Origin of the sequence: Hamadaea sp. NPDC051192, from assembly GCF_040682475.1 — a bacterium.
Taxonomy (GTDB): Bacteria; Actinomycetota; Actinomycetes; order Mycobacteriales; family Micromonosporaceae; genus Hamadaea; species Hamadaea flava.
The window spans coordinates 12,844-38,841 of record NZ_JBFBAZ010000074.1 but is presented as its reverse complement, the minus strand read 5'-3'; the positions used below and the strand labels follow the sequence as shown (position 1 = coordinate 38,841).

Here is a 25,998-nt window from a genome sequence, read left to right as displayed (position 1 = left end):
GACGTCTGACCGGCCCGCATCTGTAGTTCCGCGTTGGATCACGGATCCCGGTCGAATCTTGACCCATGATCCGACCCGGAACCCTGATCCAGCGCCAGAGGAAGCCAGGTGAAGGCGCGCGTCAGGCGGCGAGGCCGGTCGACTCGCGGACGACCAGGCGGCAGGGTTGCCGCAGCACCCCGGTGGTCGGGTTGCCGTCGAGCGCGGCGAACAGGTGCAGCACCGCCGTCGCGCCGAGCTGCTCCAGGTTGAGGTCCACAGTGGTCAGCGGAGGCCGGCAGTCGGCCGCCAGCACCTCCCAGTTGTCGTAGCCGACCACGGCCACGTCGTCGGGGACTCGACGGCCCATCTCCTGCAACACTTGCAACGCCCCGACGGCGATCTGGTCGTTGCCGCAGAACAGCGCGTCGGTGTCGGGGTGAGCGGTCAGCAGCTGCCGGGTGGCGTGGCGGCCCCAGCGCTGCGACCACTCGCCGTAGAGCGGTTCGCCGCCGACGAGGGTCAGGCCGTTTTCGGCCAGAACCGCGCGGGCCCCGGTGACCCGGTCGCGCGCCGCTCGATAGTGCTCCGGGCCGGTGATGTGCCCGATGCGGCGGCGGCGCTGCGCGATCAGGTGCTCGATCACCAAGCGTGCGCCGCCTTCGTCGTCGGCCAGCAGCGACAAGTCGTCCGGATCGGTGGACTGGCCGTAGACGTAGACGACCGGGACCGGGATCTCCCGGCCCAGCGATGGGCGTACGTCGTTGCTGTCCCCCACCACGATGAACCCGTCGACCTGCCGGGCGACGAGCGTACGGATGTAGTGCCGGCGGCGGATGGCGTCGCCGCGGGCGTCGCAGAGCAGCACCGACATCTGCTCGTTGCCGAGCGCGTTCTCCGCGCCCAGCAGGATGGGGATGGAGAACCGGCCGGCCAGCTCGTCGGTGAGCAGCCCGATGGTGCGCGTGCGCCCGGAGATCAGGCCGCGCGCGAGCACGTTCGGCTGGAACGCCAACTGCTCGGCCGCCTGCAGTACGCGTTGCCGGGTGTCCGGCGCGACCTCCCCCTTGGCATTGAGGGCTTTCGAAGCGGTGGCGACCGAGACGCCCGCCAGCTGCGCCACGTCGGTGAGGGTCACCTGTTGCGACCGCCGTCTGCCCATCGAAAGCCTTTCGAATCGATTTCGAAGCTGCCCAAAGCGTAATGACGTTGTCAATCCCCGTGATCTATCGATGTGCCGTTATCGGTTTGTAACTCAGAAGACGTCTTGCCGAAAAGGTTTTCGGCGCGCATCGTGTCCTCACACATCCACGAGGAGGAGGCCACGATGACGGTGACGGCGCGCCCCGCCGACCTCACGGGAGGGCGGCCCGTCGTGCCGTCGCGCGGCGCGTTGCGCCCGCTCGGCCTGGCCGAGGTGCGGATCACCGGCGGCTTCTGGGCCCGGCGGCAGCAGCTGATCGGCAGCGCGACGCTCGACCACGGTCGGCTGTGGATGGACAAGCTCGGCTGGACCGGGTCGTTCCTGCGGGACGGTGACGCCAACGCCGACCGCCGGGGACGCGAGTTCACCGACTCCGAGGTCTACAAGCTCGTCGAGGCGATGTCCTGGGAGAACGGGCGGCTGCCGACGCCGGGCCGCGACCGCGAGATCACCGAGCTGACCGCGTTGTTCGCCGGCGCGCAGGCCGACGACGGCTACCTGCACACGGCGTTCGGCGGCCCTGGGCAGCGGTCCCGGTACAGCGACCTGTCCTGGGGGCACGAGCTGTACTGCACCGGGCACCTGCTTCAGGCGGCGGTCGCGCGGGCGCGGACGACCGGCGGCGACGAGCTGCTGGACGTCGCCCAGCGGGCGGCCGACCACGTCTGCGACACCTTCGGCCCGGACGGTCCGGCGATCGTCTGTGGACATCCGGAGATCGAGCCGGCCCTGGCCGAGCTGGCCCGGGTCACCGGCGAGCAGCGCTACCTCGACCAGGCCGCATTGTTCCTGCGCCGCCGGGGTCACCGCAGCCTGCCGCCGCACCAGTTCGGCTGGTCGTACTTCAGCGACGATCAGCCCATCCGGGCGGCGCACACCTTCCGCGGCCACGCCGTCCGCGCGCTCTACCTGGCCGCGGGCGCGGTGGACGTGGCCGTCGAGACCGGCGACGACGAGCTGCTCGGCGCGATCATCGAGCAGTTCGACCACACGCTGGCGCGGCGTACGTATCTGACGGGCGGCATGGGCTCCCGGCACGAGGACGAGGCCTTCGGCGAGGACTTCGTACTGCCGTCCGACCGGGCCTATTCGGAGACCTGCGCCGGCATCGCGACGGTCATGCTCGCCTGGCGGCTACTGCTGGCCACCGGCCGGCCCCGGTACGCCGACGTCATCGAGCGCGTCCTGTACAACGTGGTGGCGACCTCGCTGGGCGACGACGGGCGGTCCTTCTTCTACGCCAACACGCTGCATCAGCGTACGCCGACCGCGGTCGTGCCGGAGGATCAGGAGCAGCTCGGCTTCGGCGGCGGTCCCCGCGCGCCCTGGTTCGAGGTGTCCTGCTGCCTGGGCAACACCGCCCGGCTGCTGGCGAGCCTGTCGGCGTACTTCGCGGCGGTGGACGCCGACGAGGTGCACGTCTTCCAGTACGCCGACGCCGAAGTGCGTACGCGGCTGGCCGACGGGCGGCCGGTCGGACTGTCGATGACCACGGCGTACCCGGACAGCGGGGGCGTCCGGATCCGGGTCACCGAGACGTCCGGCGGCGAATGGGCCGTCGCGCTGCGCCTGCCCGACTGGGCCGGTGGGGCGACTGTGACGGTCAACGGGCAGCCGCAGCCCGCCTCGGGCGACCGCGTCGTGATCCGCCGCCCGTTCCGGGCCGGTGATGAGATCGTCCTCTGGCTGCCGATGCGGCCCCGGTTCACCCATCCCGACGCTCGCATCGACGCCGTCCGGGATTGCGTCGCGGTCGAGCGTGGCCCGATCGTGTTGTGCGCGGAGTCCCCGGAGGGCTCGATCGACCTGGACCGAGTGCGGGTCGACGTGGCTGTCCCCCCGGCCGACTACGCCACCGCCGCAGCCGCGGCGGAGAACGAGAAGAACCCCGAGCAGAGCACGGTCTCCGTCTCCGCCGTGCTCGAACAGACCGCTCCCGCCGCGTGGCCGTACGCCGACGCGGCGGCGAGCGGAGCCCGGACCCCGACATCCCTGCGATTGATCCCGTATCACCGCTGGGGCCGCCAGGGTCCGGCCACGATGCGGATCTGGCTGCCCAAGACCTGACCGACCCGGCCGCCCGAGCCGCCGAACCTCCAAAAACTAAGGAGAGATCGTGAGATCGTTGAGAACCCCGGCCGCCGTGGCGGTCGCGGTCCTGCTGACCGTCGTCCTCGGGGCGTGCGGTGAGGATGAGGCGCCCGGCGGGAACTCCACCGCCGGCGTCGACGACGGCGCGCAGCTGACCCTGTGGACGCGTGCCGCCACCGAATCGGTGTCCAAGGCGTACGCCGAGGCGTACAACGCCGGTCACAAGAACAAGGTGACCGTGACGGCGTACCCGAATGAGGAGTATCCGGCGAAGCTGGCCTCGGCGGCCGGGGCGAAGGCCCTGCCCGACCTGTTCGCCACCGACGTCGTCTTCGCCCCGCAGTACGCCTCGCAGGGTCTGTGGGCCGACATCACCGACCGGTTCGCCGCCAGCGGCGTGAAGGACAAGGTCTCCCCCGGCCATGTCCGCGCCGGCACCTGGGACGGCAAGACGTACGCCGTGCCGCACACGGTCGACATGTCGGTGATGCTCTACAACAAGGACCTGTACACCAAGGCCGGGCTGGACCCGGAGAAGCCGCCGACGACGCTCAAGGAGTTCGCCGAGCAGGCGCGCAAGATCGACAAGCTGGGCGGGGACGTCAACGGCACCTACTTCGGCGGCAACTGCGGCGGGTGCGTCGAGTTCACCTTCTGGCCGTCGGTCTGGGCGTCCGGCGGCAACGTGCTCGACGACAAGGGCACCACCGCGAAGATCGACTCGAAGGAGATGGCGGACGTCTTCGCCCTCTACCGTTCGCTCTACGACGAGGGCGTGGCCGCGCCCGCGGCCAAGGACGAGGCCGGTCCGACCTGGCTCGGCGCGCTGCAGAGCGGGAAGATCGGCATCGCGCCCGGTCCGTCGGTGTGGCTGGGCATGATCGAGGAGAAGGGCGTGAAGATGGGCGTCGCCCCGATCACCGGCCTCGACGGCGGGGAGTCCACCTTCATCGGCGGCGACTCGATCGGCATCGGCGCGACCAGCACCAAGCAGGCGCAGGCCTGGGACTTCCTGAACTGGACGATGTCGGAGGCCGCCCAGGTCGAGGTCATCGCCAAGAACAAGGGCGTGCCGATCCGCACCGACCTGGCCTCGAACAAGTACTCGTCGGCCGACCCGCGCATCGTGACGATCAACAGCCTCGTCGCGAAGGGCAAGACGCCGTACGCGAAGAACTTCAACGCCTCGTTCAACGACCCGCAGAGCCCCTGGCTGCAGACCGTCCGCGGAGCGCTGTTCGGCGACGCGGCCAAGTCGCTCGCCGACGGCAACGCGGCGATCACCAAGTCCCTCCAGCAAGGCTGACCCGTCCGGCCCGGCCGTCCACACCGGACGGCCGGGTCCCGAATCGACTCCGGAGAACCGATGCCGATGACGATGCAGCGCCCGGCGCCGGCCGCCGACGCGGCCGCGACGACACCGCCGCCGCGACGCGCGAGCCGGGCCAGACGGCGGAGCCTGGTGGGCGCCGCGTACGCCGCCCCCACGGCGGTCATGGTCGGGCTGTTCTTCGTCACGCCACTGCTGCTGGTGGTGTGGATGTCGCTGCACAAGTGGCCGCTGCTGGGGCAGCCGACCTTCAACGTGCCCGACAACTACACCGGCATCGGCGACAACCAGCTCGTCGGCTCGGCGGTCTGGTTCACCCTGAAATACACCGTGATCATGACGGTGCTGCTCTTCTCGCTCGCCCTCGGGCTGGCCCTGCTCGTGCAGAACCGCCGCCGGGGCGTGGGCTTCCTGCGTACGGCGTTCTTCCTGCCGATGGCGGTCGGGTTCGCCAGCGCCTCACTGCTGTTCCTCGGGCTGCTCTCGGACGAGATCGGCCCGGTCAGCGACGGCCTGCGGGCGATCGGCCTGGTCGACGGCTACGTCTCGTGGACCTCGGGCAGCGGTACCTCCGCGCTCGGCTCGACCGTGGTGCTGGTGCTGTGGCGGTTCGCCGGCTTCAACATGCTCATCATGCTGACCGGGCTGCAGGCGATCCCGCTGGAGGTCTACGAAGCCGCGCGGATCGACGGCGCGAGCCGCTGGCAGACCTTCCGGCGGATCACCCTGCCGCTCATGCGGCCGACGATCGCGTTGGTCCTGACGATGATGATCACCGGCTCGATCCTCGCCTTCGACCAGTTCTGGATCCTCACCCGCGGCGGCCCCGACAACAGCACCACCTCATTGGTGATGGTGATCTACCGGGAGGCCTTCATCCGGCTCGATCTCGGGTCGGCCGCCGCGCTGTCGGTGGCCCTGCTCGCCGTCCTCGTCGTCGTCAACGTCGTCCAGCTCGGCGTCCTGCGCCGCCGGTCTCACTAGGGGCATGCCAATGATCAGTCTGGGGCGCGTTGCATCGCAAGCGGACCGCAGGGATTCGCGGCGAGGCAACCCATGGGGCACAGCAGGCTACGGCGTGACAGGCGGGGCGCTGGCGATCCTCTTCCTATTCCCGCTGCTGTGGAGCGGCTACGCGTCCGTGCGTACCGGTAGCGGCTTCGGGCTGGAGAATTATGACCGGCTGTTCACCTCGGACAACGGCATCCGCCTGCACCATGTGGTCAACAGCTTCACGGTCAGCGCACTGACCGTCGGGGGCACGCTGATCGTCTCCACGCTGGGCGGGTACGCCTTCGGCCGGTTCCGCTTCCCCGGCCGCGACGCGCTGTTCCTGATCACGCTGGCGATCCTGATGGTGCCGTACGCGACGATCCTGATCGCGCTGTACGTGCTGCTCGGCTGGCTGGGTCTGCAGGACAGCCTGATCGGGCTGAGCCTGGTGCTGACCATGTTCCAGCTGCCGTTCTCGCTGTTCATGATGCGCAACTCGTTCGAGGCGGTGCCCCGCGAACTCGAGGAGTCCGCGCAGGTCGACGGCTGCAACAGCTTCTCCACGCTGCTGCGCATCATGCTCCCGGCGGTACGCCCGGGGCTGATCACGGTCGGCCTGTTCGCCTTCCTCGCCTCGTGGAACGAGTTCTTCGCCCCGCTGATCCTGCTCAACTCGACCGACAAGTTCACCACCACGCTGGCGGTGGTCAACATGCGTACCGCCAGCCACGGCTCCATCGACTACGCGGCGCTGGAGGCGGGGGTGGTCTTCATGGCCGTCCCGTGCCTGCTGTTGTTCGCGTTCATGCAACGCAGCTACGTCCGTGGGTTCGCCTCTGGAGCGCTCAAGGGGTAGGCCCGCAGGTATCGCGGCGTTCCGGGTGCGACGCGATACACCCTCCACTTCGTACCAAAACGAAAGGTGAGGTACATGCGACACGAACGTGTCACCCGGCGCACCCTGCTGGCCACCGGCGTCGCGGCCGGTGTCGCCGCTACCGCCGCTCCCCTGCTCACGGGGGAACCGGCGGCTGCGGCCAGACCCGACACCGGCGTCTCGGTCTACTCCTTCCCGCTGTCGGCGGTCACCCTGCTGACCGGTCCGTTCCTGGCCAACCAGGGGCGTACGCAGGCGTATCTGAAGTTCGTCGACGCCGACCGGCTGCTGCACACCTTCCGGCTCAACTACGGCCTGTCCTCGTCGGCGGCCGCGTGTGGCGGCTGGGAGTCGCCGACGACCGAGCTGCGCGGGCACTCCACCGGCCATCTGCTGACCGCTCTGGCCCAGTCGTACGCGAACACCGGCGACACGGCGTACAAGACGAAGGGCGACTACATCGTCGGCGTACTCGCGCAATGCCAGGCGCGGGCCACCACGGTCGGCTTCAACACCGGCTTCCTGTCGGCGTTCCCGGAGAGTTTCATCGACCGCGTCGAGGCCCGGCAGTCGGTGTGGGCGCCGTACTACACGCTGCACAAGATCATGGCCGGCCTGCTCGACATGCACCTGCTCGCCGGCAACGCCCAGGCGCTGGCGGTGCTGACGGCGATGGCGGCCTGGGTGAAGTTCCGGATGGACCGGCTGACCCAGACCCAGCGGCAGAACATGCTCGACACCGAATTCGGCGGGATGAACGAGGTGCTGGCCAACCTCTATCAGGTCACCGCCGACGCCAACCACCTGACCACGGCGCAGTACTTCGACCACGCCGAGATCTTCGACCCGCTGGCGAGCAACACCGACGCCCTCAACGGATACCACGCCAACACCCAGATCCCGAAGGCGATCGGCGCGATCCGCGAGTACCACGCGACCGGCACGACCCGCTACCGCGACATCGCCGTCAACTTCTGGGACATCGTCGTCGGTCACCACACGTACGTCATCGGCGGCAACTCGGACGGGGAGTACTTCAAGGCGCCGGACCGGATCGCCAGCCAGTTGTCGGACAGCACCTGCGAGGTCTGCAACTCCTACAACATGCTCAAGCTGACCCGGCAGCTGTTCTTCACCAACCCGGCTCGGCTGGACTACCTGGAGTACTACGAGCGGACCCTCTGGAACCAGATGCTCGGCGAGCAGGACCCCGACTCCGCGCACGGCTTCGTCACCTACTACACGCCGCTGCGGGCGGGCGGGATCAAGACCTACACCAACGATTACAACGACTTCACCTGCGATCACGGCAGCGGCATGGAGACGCACACGAAGTTCGCCGACACCATTTACTTCCACGACAACGCGAACACCATCTTCGTCAACCTGTTCATCGCGTCCACGGTGAACTGGGCGGCGAAGGGCGTGACGATCCGCCAGGACACCACCTTCCCCGAATCGAACACCACCAGACTGACCGTCACGGGGAACGCCGCGTTCACGCTGAAGCTGCGCGTACCCTCCTGGGCGGCTGGAGCGACGGTGACGCTGAACGGGGCGGCGGTCGCGGCCACCCCCGGAGCCCACGTCACCATCACGCGGAGCTGGACCACCGGCGACGTCGTGGCGATGACGATGCCGATGGCGCTGACCCGGTCGGCCACGCCCGACAGCGCGACCACCCAGGCGGTGAAGATCGGCCCGATCGTGCTCGCGGGCGCCTATGGGACGACGAACCTGTCCGCGCTGCCGACGCTGAACCCGGCGACCCTCGCCGCGACCTCGACCCCGTTGCAGTACACGGCGACCGCCAGCACCGGCACGGTGACGCTGCTGCCGTTCTACAAGATGCACCATCAGCGGTACACGGTGTACTGGAACGTCACCTCGACGCAGCCGCTGCCGGAGTTCGTGGCCTGGTACAAGTTCGACGAGACCAGCGGCACGACGGCCGCCGACGCGACCGGCAACGGCAAGACCGCGACGCTGGCCGGCGGCACCGCGTGGGTGGCCGGGCGCAGCGGCAACGCCGTCGACCTCAACGGCTCGACCGGCTACGTCACCCTGCCGGCCGGGATCCTCGCCGGAGCGGCCGCCGCCACCGTGGCGACCTGGGTCCGCATCGACACCCTGACGAGCTGGTCGCGGGTGTTCGACTTCGGCAGCAGCACGACGGTCAACATGTTCCTGACCCCGCAAAGCAGTTCCGGCACCGCCCGGTTCGCCATCACGACCAGCGGCTCCGGCGGCGAGCAGCGGATCAACGCCCCGGCGGCGCTGCCGACCGGCGCGTGGACGCATGTCGCGGTGACCCTCAACGGCGCGGTCGGCGTCCTCTACGTCAACGGCGCGGAAGTCGCCCGCAGCACCGGGCTGACCCTGACCCCGGCCAGCCTGGGCAGCACCACCGCCAACCGGATCGGCCGCTCGCAGTACGCCGACCCGTACCTCGACGGCGCGGTCGACGGCCTGCGCCTCTACAGCCGTGCCCTGAGCGCGAGCGAGATCGCCGCGCTGTACACGTCGGGCACCTGAGCCCCGGCGGGCAGCGGCGGGATGTACCCGGCATCCCGCCGCCGCCCGTCGGCCCCCACCCCCCACCACGACGTCATCAGGAGGTGACGCGCATGGGCTCCACCGGCACCACCTTCCGGCGCCGCGTCGCGGCTTTCACGGTAGCGACGCTAGGCGCCGCTCTGCTGACCGCGCAGCCGACGCCCGGCTATGCCGCCCAGACCATCGGGCTGCCGACCTTCACCGGACCGGCGATCCCGGCCGCCCCGGTCGGCTACACCACCGGCAACATGATGCAGGCGATGTACAACGCCGAAAGCGGCGGCACCGACTTCTGGATGGACCGGCTGCTGTCCCGCAGCGGCGGCAGTGATCCCGCCGACGCCGACGGGGCCATCCTCATGACGCGGGGCCGAGCCCTGTTCATGAAGACCTACACCCCGGGCACGATGGGCTTCGCCGGCCACGTCGCGTACTGGGAGAGCATCAGCGACAACAACGCGTACACGATCACGGCCAGCCCGGGGACGTTCTCGGAGCAGCCGTCGCAACGCTGGCAGGCACCGTCCTACTCGAAGAACGTCTTCACCAGCGGCTCGATCACGATCACCCAGCAGAAGTTCATCACGAACAACAACGTCGCGGTGACGAACCTGTCGATCACCAACAGCGGATCGGCGTCCACGACGCTGACCCTGCGGGCGGTCTCCCCGTACGCCACCAGCGGCAGCGGCAGCGAGCTGACCGGTTCGACCGGGGTGAAGAACAGCCTGACGACGCTGACGACCCGGCTGACCGGGGACGGTTTCGCCGTCTCCAGCGGCGGGCTGAACCGCTCCATCACCGTCGCGGCCGGGGCCACCGCCACGGCGAAGGTGGTCATGGGCTTCATCGCCAATGAGATCCCGGACTCGGCCACCGAGTACAGCGCCTACGCCGGGTACTCCAACGCCACCGCGTTCGCCACCCACGTCCGGGCGTACAACAAGTGGTGGGCGGACAACATCCCCTACTTCGACTCCCCCGAACCGGCGTTGAAGAAGAACTACTACTACCGCTGGTGGCTCATGCGGTTCAACAACCTCGACGCCGACATCCCGGGGCAGACCTATCAGTTCCCGATCTCCGTCGAGGGCGCGCTCGGCTACAACAACGCGATCGTGCTGACCCAGCCGATGCACATCGACGACCTGAAGTACCTGCGCACACCGCTGTACGCGTACGGCGACTGGCTGTCGGCCGGGCAGGTCAGCAAGGGCGCGCGATTCGTCGACAACCCGGGCGACCCGGAGAACTGGTCCAACAGCTACACGCAGTACATCGCCGAGGCGGCCTGGAAGAGCTACCAGATCCACGGCGGCCAGCCGGCGATCGCGGCCAACCTCGCCAAGTACGCCGAAGGCGACGTCAAGGGCCAGCTCGCCTATTACGACACCAACAACAACAAGCTCATCGAGTACGACTGGGGCGCGCTGACCGGCAACGACGCCGACGCGGTCTCCTTCGACTGGCGGGCCGGCAAGATGGACCGGGGCGAGTCGGCGTACCAGTACAGCGGCGCGCTCGCCGCGGCGGCGGCGTACGAAGCGGCGGGCAACACGGCCAAGGCGGCCGAGATGCGCCAGCTCGCCACCGACATCGGCAACGCCATCGTGAACGTGTTGTGGAACCCCAGCCGCAACCTGTTCGAGAACCGGATGGTCTCCGACGGGGCGTTCAACCCCTGGAAGGAGATCAACATCTACTACCCGTTCGCGGTCAACGCGATCCCGAACACCACCACCTACAAGCAGGCGCTGCGCCTGTTCGACGACCCGGCGCAGTACCCGATCTTCCCGTTCTACACCGCGAATCAGGCCGACAAGGCGGCCGCCGGGACGGGCAGCAACAACTTCTCCACCATCAACTCGACGGTCCAGTTCCGGCTGATCAGCTCGGTCATCCGCAACTACCCCAACTCGTGGATCACCGCCGACTGGTACAAGAAGCTGCTCTACTGGAACGCGTACGCCCAGTACGTCAACGGCAACATGGCGTACCCGGACGCCAACGAGTTCTGGGCCAACTGGAACGGCTCGTCGATCACCTACCGCTCCTGGATCCACCACAACATCCTCGGCAGCGGCAACTGGACGATGATCGAGGACGTCGCGGGCCTGCGCCCGCGCAACGACGCCAAGGTCGAGCTGTCGCCGATCAACATCGGCTGGACCCACTTCACCGTCAACAACATCCGCTACCGCAACGCCGACCTGAGCATCGTCTGGGACGATCCGGCCGACGGCGTCGTGCGCTATCCCGGCGTGCCCGAGGGCTACTCCATCTTCATCAACGGCACCCGGGTCGCCACCGTCAACTCGCTGGTCCCGTTCACTTGGGATCCGGCGACCGGCGCGGTCACCACCACCGGCACCGTCTCCTACAACGCGTCCTTCTCGTCGCTCCAGGCGCCCAACCAGGTCGTCCAGTCCGACGCGCGGGTCCTCGACGAGCTGGCCAAGGCCGGCGTCGACACCACCCTGCCGGCCCTGACCAACCTCGCCACCGGCGCGACGGTCAGCGCCTCCTACAGCGGCTCGGGCACCAGCACCGCGGCCGCGGTCGACGGCTTCCCGATCAACGAGCCCTATTGGGGCGCGGGGGGCTCGCCGAACAGCCAGGACTGGTACGAGGTCAACTTCGGCACGGCCCGCACGCTCAACGAGGTCCGGCTCTACTTCAAGGACAGCCGGCCCGCCAGCACCACGTACCGGGCGCCGTCCGCGTACGACATCCAGTACTACAACGGGTCCGCCTGGGTCAGCGTGCCCAGCCAGGCCAAGTCGCCGGGCGCGCCCCGCGCCAACTACAACCTGGTGACCTTCCCGGCCATCAGTGCTCAACGGGTACGCGTACTGGCGACCAACGCGTCCGGCGCCAAGACCGGCCTGACCGAGGTCAAGATCTTCAACCGCGGCGGTACGCAGCCGCCGCCGGTGACGAACCTGGCCCTGTCGGCGTCCCCGGTGTGCAGTTACACGTCGGCCTGGGAGAGCTGCGCCGCGCTCAACAACGGCGACGAGCCGACCAGCTCGAACTACGGCGGCACGAACCAGGGCAACCGCTGGGGCACCTGGCCGGAGACCGGCACCCAGTGGGGCGAGCTGCAATGGTCGACGGCGCAGTCGGTCAGCCGCGCCCAGGTCTACTTCTTCGACGACGACCAGGGCATCGACATGCCGTCGTCGTGGAAGCTTCAGTACTGGAACGGCACGGCGTACGCCGACGTGCCCGGCGCGAGCGCGTACACGTTGACGAAGAACGCGTACAACACGGTCACCTTCACCGCGACCTCGACCACCCGGTTGCGGGTCGTGCTGACCGCGACCGGAACCGCGTCGCTCGGCCTGCTGGAGGTGAAGGCCTTCACCTCCTGAGGTAGCAGCCGGGAGCCCCACGGTCCGCCGGATCGTGGGGCTCCCGCGATCGCGCCGCATCAACTACGTTTGCAGGAACCGGACGGGGAGGCGACGTGGCCGCGATTCGCAACATCACGCAGACCGAGGCGATCGAGCGGGCCGCCGCTCTCGAGGTGGGGCACTACGACATCCAGCTCGACCTGACCGACGGCGCGGGCGGACCCGGCGAGGGGACGTTCCGCTCCCGGACCGAGGTCACCTTCCACTGCCGGGACACCGAGGCGGTCATCGAGGTCGCCGCCGAGCGGCTGACCGAGGTCACCCTGAACGGGCAGCCGCAGTCGCTCGAATTCGACCCCGTCAAGGGGTACGCGCTCGCCACCGAGTTCGGCGGCAACTTCCTCGTCGTGGCGGCCGAGTTCGCGTACTCGTCGAGCGGGCAGGGCCTGCACCGGGCGGTCGACCCGGTCGACGGCGAGGTCTACGTCTACTCCTCGTTCTGCCCCGCCGACAGCCAGCGGGCGTACGCCTGCTTCGACCAGCCCGATCTGAAGGCCGAGTTCACCTGGCACGTCACCGTTCCGGGCCACTGGCTGGTCACCTCGACGATGCCGGTCGACCGGGTCGAGGCGCTGGACAACGGGGCCAAGGTCGTCCACTTCCAGCGCTCCCCGAAGATGAGCAGCTACGTGGGAGCCGTGTGCGCCGGACCCTTCCACGAGGTACGCGACACTCACGACGGCATCGACCTGGGTCTGTTCTGCCGGGCGTCGGTCGCCGAGCACCTCGACGCGGACGAGTTCCTCGACGTCACCAAGCGGGGCCTGGACCACTTCCAGTCGTCCTTCGGCGTCCGCTATCCCCTGCCGAAGTACGACCAGATCCTGCTGCCCGAGTACAACATGGGCGCGATGGAGAACTTCGGCTGCATCACGTTCTCCGAGGAGCTGTGCCTGTTCCGGTCGAAGGCCACCGCCGTCGAGCACGAGTGGCGGGCGATGGTCATCATGCACGAGATGGCCCACATGTGGTTCGGGGACCTGGTCACCCTGCGCTGGTGGGACGACCTGTGGCTGAACGAGTCGTTCGCCGACTGGGCCGGCTACTGGGCCACGACCAGCGTCACCCGGCACACCGGCGCGTGGGCGACCTTCCTCGCCACCGCCAAGGCCGAGGCGTACCGGCAGGACCAGCTGTCCTCGACGCACCCCATCTACACCGAGGTGCCGGACACGCTGGCTACCGAGAGCAACTTCGACGCCATCACGTACTCGAAGGGCGCCAGCGTCCTCAAGCAGCTCGTGGCGTACGTGGGCGAGCAGACCTTCCGCACGGCCGTGCAGTCCCACCTCACCGAGCACGCCTGGGGCAACGCCACCTTCGCCGACCTGCTGCGCGCCCTCGAACAGGCCAGCGGCCGGGACCTCGGCGAGTACGCGCGCCGCTGGCTGCGTACGGCCGAGGTCAACACGCTGCGGCCGCAGATCGAGGTGGACGCCGACGGGACGTATCGCTCGGTCGTCATCGGCCAGGAGGCTCCGGAGAGCCACCCGACCCTTCGCGACCACCGCATCGCGATCGGCCTCTACGACCTGGTCGACGGCCGGCTCGTGCGGCGCAGCCGGATCGAGGCCGACGTCACCGGCGACCGGACCGACCTCGCCGAACTACGTGGCCAGCGGCAGCCGGACGTGCTGCTGCTCAACGACGACGACCTCACGTACGCCAAGGTGCGCCTGGACGAGCGGTCGACACAGACCCTGCTGCGGCACCTGTCCGCGTTCCCCCAGCCGATGCAGCGCGCACTGGCCTGGTCGGCCGCCTGGGACATGGTCTGCGACGCCGAACTGCCCGCGCGTGCGTACGTGGGTCAGGTCGCCGCGAACCTGCCCGCCGAGACCGACGCCAACCTCGCCTCGGCGGTGCTCACCAAGGCGCAGCGGGCGCTCGCCCGGTTCATCGATCCGGGCTGGGCGCCGACCGGCTGGGCGACGCTGCACGCGGCGACCCGGACGGCGCTGGAGCAGGCGGAGCCGGGCAGCGACCTGCAGCAGGTCTGGGCCCGCACGTACGCCGAATCGGCCCGTACGCCCGACGAGACCGCGGTGCTGCTCGGCTGGCTGCGCGGGGACGGCGTACCGGACGGGTTGGAGCTGGGCGTCGATCTGCGCTGGCACCTCGTCGAAGCGCTGGCGGCCGTCGGCGCGCTCGACTCGGCCGAGATCGCCGCCGAACTGGAGCGCGACGCCACCGCCGGAGGCCGCCAGCGCGCGGTTAAGGCCGGAGCACTGCTGCCAACCGCGGCGGCGAAGGCCGACACTTGGCGGCGGCTGACCGAGTCCGGCCGGGCCAACTGGGAGGTCATGGCGCTCGGCAACGGCTTCCAGCACACCGGCCAGGAAGAGCTGACCGCGCCGTACGCCGGGCACTACTTCGCCGAGGTGCAGCAGGCGTACGCGACGTTCGACGCGCAGATGGGTCTGTGGTTCGCCCGGGCGACCTATCCCACCCTGCAGATCTCGCAGGCCACGATCGACGCGTCCGACGCCTGGCTGGCCGACCCGGACCGGCCGGGTGCGCTGCGCCGGATCATCATGGACGGCCGCGACGGGGTGGTCCGCGCCCTGCGGGCCCGCCAACGGGACGCCGCCTGACCGTCCATTTTCGAGCCTGAGACAGCGTGCGGTAGTCGTCTATATTGAGCTACGCCGTACCGCCGTGAGACACCACCCGCGAGACACCTGACTCGAGGACGGGGCTCCAGACTCGATGAACTACTACGACCTGCTCGGCGTGCCGTCGTCGGCCACCTCCGCCGAGATCGAGCAGAAGATCAAAGAGGAGTACCGCAAGAACCAGCGCCGGATGAACCATGCCGACCAGGCCAAGCGCCAAGCGGCCGAGCGGCGGGCCGAGCAGTTGATGGAAGCCAAACGCGTCCTGCTCGATCCGGCCCAGCGACAGGCGCACGACCTGCGGCTGTCCGCCGCGCCGACCGCTGGTCCCACCGTGGTGTCCACAAACGACTGGCTGGCTGAGGCCGCGCAACGCATGGAGGCCGGCGACTACCACGGCGCGTTGTACTGCGCGAACGAGGCTCGCCGCGGACTCGGCGACGGCGTGGCCGCGGCCTGGCGGCTGATGGCGCAGGCCAACGGCAGTCTCGGCAACGCGCGCCAGGCGTTGTTCGAGGCGCAACGCGCGGTGTCACTCGATCCGGGCGAGCCCGAGCACCATTACCTGGTCGGGTTGGCTCACACCGAGCTGGAACAGTGGGACGCCGCCCTCCAGGCGTTCGAGACGGTACGCCGCCTCGATCCCTCGGCCGAATACGCCACCGTCGAATCGGCCGAGGTGCTCATGCGCTCCGGGCGTGGCCCGGCCGGACTGCAACTCCTCGAATCGCTGTACGCCACGGCCACCGATCCCGAGTTCGTCGGCGACGCCCTCGGATTCGCCCTGACCAACGCGGCGGAGATGGTCCCGGCCTATCGCGAGCACGACGGCTACACCGTCACCTCCCCGGCCGAGATCCATCAGATGCGGGCATATCTCTCCCGGGCGCGCCACGTCTCGACCGATCCGGAGTTGCACGGGCAGATCGACCAGATGGAGCAGTACCTGCGCGACTGCGAGGTGCGGCGGCTGCCGCCGGACGCCTGGATCCGCAGCTTCGGCGTCGTCAAGGTCAGCGGCGTCATAGCCGTGGCCCTCGCCCTGCTGTGCGTGTGCGGCAACACGACGGACGAGGTGGGGCCGGCAGTCATCGCAGGATTGCTCCTCGTCGGCTATCTCGCCGTGCTCGCGTTGGTGTACGCCGTGTCGCTGGAACCACAGTGGAAGACCAACCTGAAGGCCTGGCAGTTCGAGCAGGGCCAGTTCGGACCGTGGAGATGACGCGATGACACAGGTGATCGGGATCGACCTCGGCACGACCTTCTCCGCCGCTGCGGCGACCGTGCCCGGCGGCGCCCAGCCGGAGGTGCTGACCAACCGCGACGGCGACCGGCTCACGCCGTCGATCGTGCTGTTCGAGTCGCCCGACCAGATCCTGGTCGGCAGGCTCGCCCAGCACTCGATGGCCATGCAGCCGGAGGATTGCGTCCAATTCGTCAAGCGGCGGATGGGCGAGGCGAACCCGGTCTACGTCGATCAGCGAGGCAAGGAGTACCGGGCCGAGCACGTGTCGTCGCTCATCCTGCGCCGATTGGCCGAGGACGCCGCGGCCACGCTCGGAACACCGGTCCGGGACGTGGTCATCACCGTTCCGGCGTACTTCGACGACGCCCGCCGCAAAGCCACCCGGGACGCCGGTGAGCTGGCCGGGCTGAACGTGCTGCGGCTGATCAACGAACCGACCGCGGCCGCGCTGGCGTACGGGCTCAAGACCGGCGCGACCGGCACCTGCTTCGTCTTCGACCTCGGCGGCGGAACGTTCGACGTGACCGTCATGCGCGCCACCGGCGGCACGGAGTTCGAGGTGGTCGCCACTGACGGCGATCGCAACCTGGGCGGCTTCGACTTCGACAACCGGCTCATCGCGTACGTGCAGGGGCGGCTGACCGAGCAGGGCGGCCCAGACCTCGACGACGACCCACAGCTGTCGGTCGACCTGCGGGAACGTTGCGAGGCGGCGAAGATCCGGATGTCCAGCGTCGCCGAGTCGACGATCCACCTCAGCGCGGGCGGCCGGGCGTACCGGTTCCCGGTGACCCGCGACGGCTTCGAGTCGATGACGGCCGACCTGCTGGACCGGATCGAGATGCTGACCGAATCCGTGCTCGACCAGGCCGGGTCCACCTGGGCCGAGATCGACAAGGTGCTGCTCGTCGGCGGCTCGACCCGGATGCCGATGATCCGGCAGCTGGTGCGACGCCTGTCCGGCAAGGACCCCGAGCCCGGGGTGAACCCGGACGAGGCGGTCGCCATCGGCGCGGCGATCTTGGCCGGTCAGCTCCAGGCGGAGCAGGCCGGGCAGGCGCCGGCCGTCCCAGTGACCGTCTTGGACGTCACCTCGCAGGCGCTCGGCGAGATCCTGCTCGACGAGGAGACCGGCCGCCGGGTCAACGTGGTGATCATCCCTCGCAATTCACGCATCCCGTGCCAGCACGAGGCGTTGTCCTTCACGATCTATCACCACCAGGGCCGCATCGACGTACAGGTCACCGAAGGAGAGGACGAGGATCCCGAGTACGTCGCGGTCCTGCACAGCACCCACATGGCGTTGCCGCCCGGACTGCCCAAGGGCGCGCCCATCCGCACCGTCATGTCCTACGACGTCGACGGCGTGGTCCACGTCGAATTGTTCGACGTGACGAACAATCGCTCGCTCGGCGAGATCGAACTCGACCGCCCGAACAACCTCAGCGCCGACGACCTGGACCGCGGCCGCGCCGCCCTGCGTACGCTGGGCCTGCAATGACCCAGCCGACGTCGGATCCCCTCCACGCCAAGCTGGATCACCTCCTCGACCTGTTCCAGCGCCGTTTACTGGAGGACAAGACGGCCCGGCAGGCGCTGGCCGAGCTGACCGAACGTGGGCGGCGCGCCGAGGCAGGCCTGTTCCGGGAGGCGTTGCAGCCGATGGTCACGCAGGTGGCACGGGCCATCGACCGGCTCGACCAGTACGCCGGCCCCGATCCCGCCTTCGCCGAGTCGCTTCGGGACGAATTGCTGGACGTCCTTTCGGCCCAGGGCGTCCAGGAGATCGGCGTCGCGGACGGTTTCGATCCGGCCCGGCACGAGGCGGTCGAGACCGGTGCCGACCCCGACCAGCCCGATCGCGCGATCACCGGGCATTTCCGGCGCGGATACCACTACCACGGCTGGGTCTTCCGCCCCGCCCAAGTACGCGTCAACCGGCCGCCCGCCGCCTGATCTGCGCATACTCCGGCGCAGGCCACGGCCGCCCGCATACGATCCGGTGGTGAACCAGTCAGTCGTCCACCCGGCCGTCCGCGAACTGGTCGAGGCGATCAACACCGGCGACCGGCCGCGGTTCCTGTCGGCGCTGACGCCGGATGCCATCCTGTCCGACGACGACACCCAGCAGGACCTCGAGGAGTGGATCGACCGCGAGATCTTCACCGTCAACGGCCACCTCGACGTCGAGGAGCAGGACGACGACGGGCTGTCGATGATCGCCCGGTATCGCAACGACACCTGGGGCGAGATGCGTACGCGGTGGCGGTTCACGATCGTCGACGGCAAGATCGGCGCGATCGCCACCGGCCAGGCCTGACCCTCGGTCGGCTCGCAGGTGGCCGCGCGCGGTGAGCCCCGCGCGCGGCCGATCACGTCAACTGCGATTCACGTCAGCTGCCGATCACGTCAGCTGCGGGTCCAGCGCTGGTACGCCTGGCCGTTGCAGTCGAACAGGACGAGCTGGGTGTTGTTCGCGGTCGCGCCGTTGAGCGGCGAGACGCAGCGACCGGACTGCACTCCGGCGATGGAGCCGTCCGAACGCAGCGTCCACTGCTGGTTCGTGCTGCCGGAGCAGGTCCACAGGATGATCTTCGTGCCGTTGGCCGTCCCCGCGCCGTACGCGTCGACGCACTTGCCGAGGATCTGCAGCGCCGCCCCGCTCTGGGTGACGGTCTGGTTGGTCCCGCCGTTGCACGTCCACAAGATCAGCTGTACGCCGTTGGTCGTGCTGCCGTTGGGGTCGTCGAGGCAGGTGCCGGACGCCCCGTTCGTCAGTTTGAAGGTGGTCGAGGGTGGCGGCGTGGTGCCACCGCCGCCCTTGATCAGGAACAGGTTGTCCGCGACGTTGTAGTTGTTCGCCAGGTAGCTGCCCGCCGGCGGATTGGTGTTGTAGTAGTCGTCGTGGTTGCAGTCGAGCCGGTTGTCGTGCGCCTGGTCGGTGCAGCGGTAGACCAGCGTGACGTCGTCGGCGTCCTTGTAGCACATCACGTCGTACTCGTCGACGCAGTGCGCGTGGCCCGACGCGTTGGGGGCGTTGTTGTTGACCGCGCCGAGGGTGTGGCCGAGCTCGTGCGCGGCGACACCGGCGTTCCAGCAGCCGCTGTCGGCTCGGGCGTACTCGGGGCCGACGTTGGACCGGTTGCTGTCGCTCTTGGTGGTGTCCCCGGCGAAGCCGCCGATGCCGCAGTAGATCGTCGCGTCGACGAACTGCAGATACTTGCGGTCCGTACGCGTGTAGCCGGCCGCCTGCACGGCGTTGAGCAGCGGGGCCCAGTCGTTGGCGTTGAGCGCCGAGTCGGCGATCTGCACGTCGCGGACCACCGGGCGGCACTGCCCGTTGACGGTCTCGGTGACGTAGCGGACGTGGCGTTCCCCGCCGGTCTCGGCCGCGCTCGCGTTGTAGATCGCGTCCACGCCTTCGGCCAGCGTGCGGAACGTCTCCAGGTATTGCGCGTACCGGCTGGTGGAGCCGTGGATGTAGAGGACCTCGACGCGTTTGCCGCTGACCCCGTCGCCCTCGCAGACCGGCAGGGCCGAGGCGGTGAGGGCGGCGGCCAGCGGGGCCACCGGGCGGTGGATGTCAAGGCCGGGCGGCGTGGCGTCCGGTCCGTGCGTACACACGACGTGGCGGGTCGTGACGACGGCCTGCAGGCCCGCGTCACAGCTCTTCTCGGGAGCGGTACGCGCGGTGGCCGACATCGGCAGGCCGAAGACGAGCAGGATCAGGGCGTACGCGGCGATGAGCGCACGGCGGCGCACCAGATGGCTTCCGGGCATGGGCGGCTTCCTTTCGCGGCACTGAGGGATCCGCTGCGCACCCGGAACGCGCGGGATCTGACGCATTCGTCACGTCAGATATTGACGGATTTGCATCATGCCGCGCCATGGGAGCGCTGTCAACCGCTGGTGCTTCCGATCGCCCGGCTCGTCGGATAGAGTTTCGGCGTGCCCGTGCGGATCATGCTGACCCGGCGCGGCCACGTCGACTTCGGGCGCGTGGCCGCCGCCCTGTGTTGTCGCTGATCGACTTTCGCCCTCGTCGCATTCGATCCGCCGCACGCCCGAAGGAACCCCATGACCTCCTCGACCGTCGTCGAGACTGTCCTGTTCAGCGCCCAAGACGGCCGGCTGCGCTTCCGTACGCGCCGAGCCGAGCTGCCGCACGGCGCGCATCCCGACGCCCTCGCCCGGAGTCTCACCGGTCTGGCGGACGGGTTGTTGCACTCGACGTCCTGGCGCTTCGAGGGCGGCCGCGTCATCCTGACATACGCCGCCCTGCCCGATCCTGATCCGGCGCGGACGCTGCCGCTCGACCCGTCGCGGCCGCTCCCTTACGCCGCCGATCCCCTGGCCCCGGCCTCGGCGGTCATCGACGTGGCGGACGTCGCGGCGCACGCCTGCCGGCATCTGGCGTACCTGCGGCAGACGGATCCCGTCGTCGCGCTCGCCGCGCTCGACGATCCGCAGCTGTGGGACCTCGTCGCCGATTCGACCCCGGCGATGGGCGGGCTCCTCGTCCAGCCGGCCTGACTTTCCGGCTGGCCGAAAGCCCGCCCATCGGTGGGCTCAGAAGCCGACCGCCCCCCGGATCAGCAGCACGGTGCCCCGGCCCGGCTGGAGTTCGGCGTTGAGCACCAGCAGCCGGTTGATCGCGCTCGGCTGGCCGTAGACCTGCTGCGCCCGGGCGCTCTCCAGCGGCAGCGCGTGCTCCTCCAGCCGCCGCAGCGCGGTGCCCAGATCGGGCACCACCTTCTGCGCCCCGACGATCCAGATCGCCTTGCCCGCCCCGCCCGCGTACGCCGGGATCTGGCTGCCGCTCGCGGAGGCGACGACGAGCGAACCCGTCTCGGTGACCGCGGCGACGCTGCCCAGCACGACGTCAGGCGTGGCACTCAGCCGCCGGATCTCGTCCGCGCCCGTGGCTCGGTCCATCGCCAGCAGGCGTGGCTTGAGCGCGTCGTATTTGTCCCCGCTGTTGATGTCGTCGGCGATGCCGGACAGCCGCGTGGTCTCGCTCGCACTGGTGTAGACGCTGGCCCCGGCCGGGATCAACTCCGCCACCCGCGTACGCGCGGCTTCCAGGTCGTCCAGGACCTCCACGGAGAATCCGTTCTTCGTCAGCGCCGCTGCCGCCCGTTCCAGCGCCTCACCTGATGCGGCGACGGCGAACCCGCCGCCGTTCGCCGCGTCGACCGCGGGCGCTGCGTTGTCCGCCGTCGACGCCTCCCGGACCGAGCCCGGCGCGCCGCCCGCCAGCGGCGAGGTGTCCAGGTAGCGGACCTCGTAGACCCGCTCGGCGAACTTCCAGCCGTCCGGGGTGCGCTGGTAGCGGTCGTGGTAGATCGCGAAGTTGACGCCCTCGTGACGGCCGTCGAGCGTCCGCACGACCTCGTGGATGTAGGTCCGCCCGGTCGCGGTGTCGACGGTGTCGCCGTCGAAGGAGATGCTGCCCGGGTGGGAGTTCTGGATGAAGAAGTCCCATTGCGCCTGCAGCCGCTCTCCGCCGGACCGGATCGCCTCCCGCCCGACCAACTCGACTGGAACGTTCGGCATCCGCAGTACGCCGTCCGGCGTGAACAGCGCCGCGAGCCGCGGCCGGTCACGCATCATCGCGGCGTCGGTGAACTCGCCCCGCAGCGCCTCGATCTCGACGCGGTCGGCGACGGTCTGCATGTCCATGGTGGTGCTCCCTTGCGTTGTGGATCGTCGCCCCTACCGACGACCCACCGCGCCGAACTGTCAGGCCGCCTGCCTTCGGACAGACGTGACGCCGATCACCCGGCATACTTCCGACCATGACTTCGTGGCGGCGCGTCGACCCGGCCTACATCTCCACCGGCTTCGCACGGGCCATCGCTCTGCTGGGAACGGCCATGGGGGTCATCTTCGCCGTCGTGGCGTCGATAGGCACCGTGTCGTGGTTCGTCAACGGCGAGCCGAACCCGTTGCCCTTCCTCCCAGCGGCGGCGACGCCGATCTGGGTCGTCGCCCTGCTGTCGCAGCGCTCCTCCGGTCTCTACGTCTCGGAGCAAGCGGTACGCGTAGTCAACCTGACGACGACCCGAACCATCCCGTGGAGCCAGGTAAGCGACATCGTCACCGAGCCGGCGATGGTCCGCTCGCGGCGGGTCGCCGAAGACGCCGTCGTCCTCCGGCTCACCGACGGAACCCGGGTCAATACCCAGGTACGGTCCGCCGTTGCGTTCGATGCTCTTCGGGAGATGCACGCCTCCCTCGGCTAAGCGGCAGATCCTTAAGCGGCAGATCAGGGATGATCATCCAGCTGGTGGAAAGCGGTCATCCACGAAAACGTTTCGATGTAATACTCCCGCGGTCGAACATCTGTTCCGCAGGCCACGGGGAGAAGACGATGACTGTGACGCAAGGCAAACCCAAGGCGGGCAACCTTTTCAGCAGGCTCGCCACCGCTCCGGGAGTACTCGCGGCCGGGGCCGTCCTGGTGGGGCTGACCCTGTTCTGTTGCACGGATGGCTTGGCAGGCAATGGCCTGGTAGTGGTGACCGTCGCGATCGGAGTCCTCGGTTTCCTCTTCGGACTGACCGGGGTGGGAGCAGTGGCTCGCGATCGGGGCCGTGCTTTCGCCGTCGCGGTGGGCGTACCGCTGGCCCTGCTGCTCGGCGCGGCCGCGGCCGGAACCGTGGCCGGACTGGTCAGCTCGGGTGTGCATTTCCTCAACGAGTACGACTACGGCAAGGCTTATGGGCAGCCGGTCCAGGCGACCATTCACGACGACGCCGACTGCAGCTACTTCAAGAGCCTGCGGACCGAGGACAGCGACATCACCTGCGAGAACGTGACCTGGCAAGTCGACGGCACGACCCAGACGGGCTCGTTGATGGTTCGCCTCCAGAACATGGAGGACGCTCACGCGGGCCGGACGCTACCGGCTCACCTCCTGGACGGCACGGCGTACGCGGACGGCGACGGCAAGGTTCGCCCGGAGACGTTCTTCGGCCTGGTGCCGTGGTGGTTGGTGCTGGTAAGTCCGATCGTGGCACTCCTCTGCTTCGGCGCCTTGGCTTCCCTCGGTGGGCCGGAGCCCAAGCCCACGCCGGAGCCGGCAGCCGACGAACCGGCCGCACCGGCTCCCGCCGCCGACTGACCGGCCGCACCGGTTCCGCCGGGTACGCAAAGTTGACCTTGGCGAGTTTCGGCTGTCATGGCAACCGAAACTCGCCAAGGTCAACTGGCATCATCGGACATACCGCCGCGAACCGGGTACGCGGCGCCGGCGGATCGTCCCAGCGGTCAGTCGGCGAGAGCTTGGTAGACAGTGGTCCAGAAGTCGTGGATGGCGCGCGCCGCATCCGGCACGGTCATCCCGACCTGGGTGAGCAGGATTCCGGTGAGCTGGTTGGCCGGGTCGGCGTACGTCGAGACGCCGCTGCCGCCGTCCCAGCCGAACTGACCGACGGGCGCGTAGTCGCCCCGGTACGTGCGGACGGCCATGCCGAAGCCCCAGCCGCCGTGCTGTCCTTGGCCGAACGAGATGTGGACGTTGTCGCGGCCCATCGCCTCACGGGCCGCGAGTTGCTCCGCCGTGAGCCGGTTGGTCGTCATCAACTCGACCGCCGGTCGCGACAGGATCCGCTGCCCGCGGTGCATGCCGTCGTTCAGCAGCATCTGGAAGTACGCGTGGTAGTCGTCGGCCGTGGAGACGAGGCCACCGCCGCCGCCCTGGAACGCCGGCGGCTTGCTGTGGCGGCCGCCGTCGGCCGGGTCCCACACGTGGAACTCGCCGGACTGCGGGTCCGGCGCGTACAGCGGCGGGAGCCGGTCGATCTTCTCGGCGGACAGGTCGAACCCGGTGTCCTTCATGCCCAGCGGCTCGAAGAGACGTTCGCGCAGGAACTCCTCGAACGACTGGCCGGTGACCCGGGCGACGAGCACGCCGAGCAGGTCGCTGGCGATGTGGTACTGCCAGCGCTCGCCGGGCTGGTGCATCAGCGGAAGCGTGCCGAGGCGGCGCATCCACTCGTCCGGCTCGGGCATCGGCGTCGGGAGGTCGGGCGTGAGCCCTTGCTCGAAGACGGCGTTCATGACGGGGGTGCCCAGCGACGTCATGTCCATGCCGAGGCCGAAGGTGGAGGTCAGCACGTCCCGCACGGTGATGGGCCGACGGGCCGGGACCGTGTCGTCCAGCGGGCTGTCGATCCGCTTGAGCACCTGGCGGTCGGCCAGCTCCGGCAACCACTGCTGGACGAGGTCGTCCAGCCGCAGCCGGCACTCGTCGAGCAGGATCATCGCAGCCGCGACGGTGACCGGCTTCGACGTCGAGGCCATCCGGAAGATCGTGTCGCGGCGCATCGGCGTACCGCCGTCGTGCCGCATCGTCCCGAGCGCCTCGACGTGGGTCTGGCCGCCTCGGCTGACCAACGCGACCAGGCCGGGGATCCGCCCGGACTCGACGTGCCGGGTCAGCACCTCGTTCAGCCGACGCAGTCCTGCTGCCGAGAAGCCTCGGTTGTTCTGTTCCATCGTCCAAGCTCCTTGCGTTGATCGGGCGGTATGCGAGCAACCTTGTCGGTCGCGGCTGTCACGGCCCTGTCATCGCCCTGACACGGCGAGAAACGGACAATACGGACGCAGCGGAAGGTCCGAACCTGTGGGAAGGTGAGGGCATGCCGCTGACCCGTCTCTACCGCGACGGCAAGATCGCCGCCCAGGGCTTCCCCATCGCCGAGGTCTCCGACCATCTGGCCGATCCGGCGTGCACGGTGTGGTTCGATCTGCTGCGGCCCACCCCTGACGACCTGCACTCGGTCAGCGAAGAGCTGGGCCTGCATCCGCTGGCGGTGGAGGACGCGCTCACGGAGCATCAACGGCCCAAGATCGACCGGTACGCCTCCCACCTGTTCGTCACGGCGTACGCGGTGAAGCTGGACGTGGAGACCGGGGAGCTGACGAAGGCGACGGTGAACGCGTTCGTGACGCCGAACGCGCTGGTGACCATCCGGCCGGACGAGTCGTTCGACATCAACGAGGTCACCAGCCGGTGGGATCTGCTGCCGGCGCTGGCCAAGCACGGGGTGGCGTACCTGCTGCACGGGCTGATCGACTACGTGGTGGACACGCTCAGCGACGCGAGCGAGGCGCTGGACGAGCAGATCGAGGATCTCGAGGACGCCCTGTTCGACGAGCGGCCGACGCAGTCCCGCGACATGCAGCGGCGTACGTATGAGCTGCGCAAGAGCCTTGTGCGGCTGCGTCACGTGGTGGTGCCGACGCAGGAGCTGGTCGACGGGCTGCGCCGGGAGGGCCGCGCCTTCGACGACGCCATGGAGCCGTACTACGAGGACGTCTACGACCATGCCCGGCGCGCGGTCGAGCGGGCGGACACGTTGCGGGAACTGGTCAGCACGATCCTGGAGACGCAGCTGACCCTGCGGGGCAACCGGCTCAACGTGATCATGAAGCAGGTGACGAGCTGGGCCGCCATCATCGCGGTGCCGACCGCGGTGACGGGCTTCTACGGCCAGAACGTCCCCTACCCCGGCTTCGGGAGCCTGTGGGGTTTCATCCTGTCGAGCTCGATCATCGCCATCCTGTCGGTGAGCCTCTACCTGCTGTTCCGCCGCCGGGATTGGCTCTGACCCACGAATACCTGCTGTTCCGCCGCCGGGATTGGCTCTGACCCACGACGGTCGTCCCGTCCGGTGGGAAAGTT

The 25,998-nt window shown here is 69.1% G+C and carries 19 protein-coding genes; 15 read left to right on the top strand and 4 right to left on the bottom strand.

Translation table 11 applies throughout. The features are described 5' to 3' along the window. Positions 1-121: 121 nt before the first annotated feature. Positions 122-1,141, bottom strand: a complete 1,020-nt coding sequence (locus tag AB0M47_RS26775) for a LacI family DNA-binding transcriptional regulator (RefSeq protein ID WP_253763006.1) — start codon at positions 1,139-1,141, stop codon at positions 122-124. A 132-nt stretch (positions 1,142-1,273) separates the two neighbouring features. Here AB0M47_RS26775 and AB0M47_RS26770 point away from each other — a divergent pair, with 132 nt between their 5' ends. From AB0M47_RS26770 to AB0M47_RS26720, 11 genes are all read left to right on the top strand, one after another. Then, positions 1,274-3,250, top strand: coding sequence for a beta-L-arabinofuranosidase domain-containing protein (locus tag AB0M47_RS26770; protein ID WP_363418835.1), 1,977 nt, complete (start codon positions 1,274-1,276; stop codon positions 3,248-3,250). A 49-nt stretch (positions 3,251-3,299) separates the two neighbouring features. Next, on the top strand, positions 3,300-4,580 hold the full coding sequence (locus tag AB0M47_RS26765; RefSeq protein WP_363418833.1) for a sugar ABC transporter substrate-binding protein: 1,281 nt from the start codon (positions 3,300-3,302) through the stop codon (positions 4,578-4,580). A gap of 66 nt (positions 4,581-4,646) precedes the next feature. Further along, positions 4,647-5,588, top strand: a complete 942-nt coding sequence (locus AB0M47_RS26760; protein ID WP_363418831.1) for a sugar ABC transporter permease — start codon at positions 4,647-4,649, stop codon at positions 5,586-5,588. 94 nt (positions 5,589-5,682) lie between these two features. After that, the gene (locus tag AB0M47_RS26755; protein WP_363418829.1) at positions 5,683-6,453 is read left to right on the top strand and encodes a carbohydrate ABC transporter permease; all 771 of its coding nucleotides are present in this window, start codon (positions 5,683-5,685) and stop codon (positions 6,451-6,453) included. 75 nt (positions 6,454-6,528) lie between these two features. After that, positions 6,529-9,009 carry a beta-L-arabinofuranosidase domain-containing protein gene (locus AB0M47_RS26750; protein ID WP_363418827.1) on the top strand — a complete coding sequence of 827 codons (2,481 nt, stop codon included), beginning with the start codon at positions 6,529-6,531 and terminating at the stop codon, positions 9,007-9,009. Between the two features lie 92 nt (positions 9,010-9,101). After that, a complete protein-coding gene (locus AB0M47_RS26745; RefSeq protein ID WP_363418825.1) occupies positions 9,102-12,404 on the top strand; it encodes a discoidin domain-containing protein in 3,303 nt (1,100 codons plus the stop codon). Positions 12,405-12,499: 95 nt separating this feature from the next. Next, entirely contained in the window at positions 12,500-15,040 is a 2,541-nt protein-coding gene (pepN, locus tag AB0M47_RS26740; RefSeq protein ID WP_363418823.1) for an aminopeptidase N, read from the top strand. A gap of 115 nt (positions 15,041-15,155) precedes the next feature. Further along, positions 15,156-16,283 carry a DnaJ domain-containing protein gene (locus tag AB0M47_RS26735; protein WP_363418821.1) on the top strand — a complete coding sequence of 376 codons (1,128 nt, stop codon included), beginning with the start codon at positions 15,156-15,158 and terminating at the stop codon, positions 16,281-16,283. A 4-nt stretch (positions 16,284-16,287) separates the two neighbouring features. Further along, positions 16,288-17,808: an Hsp70 family protein gene (locus AB0M47_RS26730; RefSeq protein WP_363418819.1), complete on the top strand. Its 1,521-nt coding sequence runs from the start codon at positions 16,288-16,290 to the stop codon at positions 17,806-17,808. Further along, positions 17,805-18,263 carry a nucleotide exchange factor GrpE gene (grpE, locus tag AB0M47_RS26725; protein WP_363418817.1) on the top strand — a complete coding sequence of 153 codons (459 nt, stop codon included), beginning with the start codon at positions 17,805-17,807 and terminating at the stop codon, positions 18,261-18,263. Before AB0M47_RS26730 ends, grpE begins: the two co-directional genes overlap by 4 nt. A 49-nt stretch (positions 18,264-18,312) precedes the next feature. Further along, positions 18,313-18,627 carry a hypothetical protein gene (locus tag AB0M47_RS26720; RefSeq protein WP_253762995.1) on the top strand — a complete coding sequence of 105 codons (315 nt, stop codon included), beginning with the start codon at positions 18,313-18,315 and terminating at the stop codon, positions 18,625-18,627. 89 nt (positions 18,628-18,716) lie between these two features. Here the strand turns inward: AB0M47_RS26720 and AB0M47_RS26715 are convergent, their stop codons facing one another. Continuing rightward, the gene (locus AB0M47_RS26715; RefSeq protein WP_363418815.1) at positions 18,717-20,087 is read right to left on the bottom strand and encodes a ricin-type beta-trefoil lectin domain protein; all 1,371 of its coding nucleotides are present in this window, start codon (positions 20,085-20,087) and stop codon (positions 18,717-18,719) included. 297 nt (positions 20,088-20,384) lie between these two features. Here AB0M47_RS26715 and AB0M47_RS26710 point away from each other — a divergent pair, with 297 nt between their 5' ends. Beyond that, positions 20,385-20,840, top strand: a complete 456-nt coding sequence (locus tag AB0M47_RS26710; protein ID WP_363418813.1) for a hypothetical protein — start codon at positions 20,385-20,387, stop codon at positions 20,838-20,840. Between the two features lie 36 nt (positions 20,841-20,876). On the opposite strand, the gene AB0M47_RS26705 is transcribed toward AB0M47_RS26710, so the two are convergent. Then, on the bottom strand, positions 20,877-21,989 hold the full coding sequence (locus tag AB0M47_RS26705; protein ID WP_363418811.1) for an LUD domain-containing protein: 1,113 nt from the start codon (positions 21,987-21,989) through the stop codon (positions 20,877-20,879). A gap of 116 nt (positions 21,990-22,105) precedes the next feature. Between AB0M47_RS26705 and AB0M47_RS26700 the strand changes: the two genes are divergently transcribed. Beyond that, positions 22,106-22,552 (top strand): PH domain-containing protein, encoded by a 447-nt coding sequence (locus AB0M47_RS26700; RefSeq protein ID WP_363418809.1) that lies wholly within the window; start codon positions 22,106-22,108, stop codon positions 22,550-22,552. A gap of 128 nt (positions 22,553-22,680) precedes the next feature. Next, positions 22,681-23,433 carry a hypothetical protein gene (locus tag AB0M47_RS26695; RefSeq protein WP_363418807.1) on the top strand — a complete coding sequence of 251 codons (753 nt, stop codon included), beginning with the start codon at positions 22,681-22,683 and terminating at the stop codon, positions 23,431-23,433. Positions 23,434-23,579: 146 nt separating this feature from the next. On the opposite strand, the gene AB0M47_RS26690 is transcribed toward AB0M47_RS26695, so the two are convergent. After that, on the bottom strand, positions 23,580-24,809 hold the full coding sequence (locus AB0M47_RS26690) for a serine hydrolase domain-containing protein (protein WP_363418805.1): 1,230 nt from the start codon (positions 24,807-24,809) through the stop codon (positions 23,580-23,582). A gap of 143 nt (positions 24,810-24,952) precedes the next feature. Here AB0M47_RS26690 and AB0M47_RS26685 point away from each other — a divergent pair, with 143 nt between their 5' ends. Beyond that, entirely contained in the window at positions 24,953-25,924 is a 972-nt protein-coding gene (locus AB0M47_RS26685) for a magnesium transporter CorA family protein (RefSeq protein WP_363418803.1), read from the top strand. Positions 25,925-25,998 lie beyond the last annotated feature (74 nt).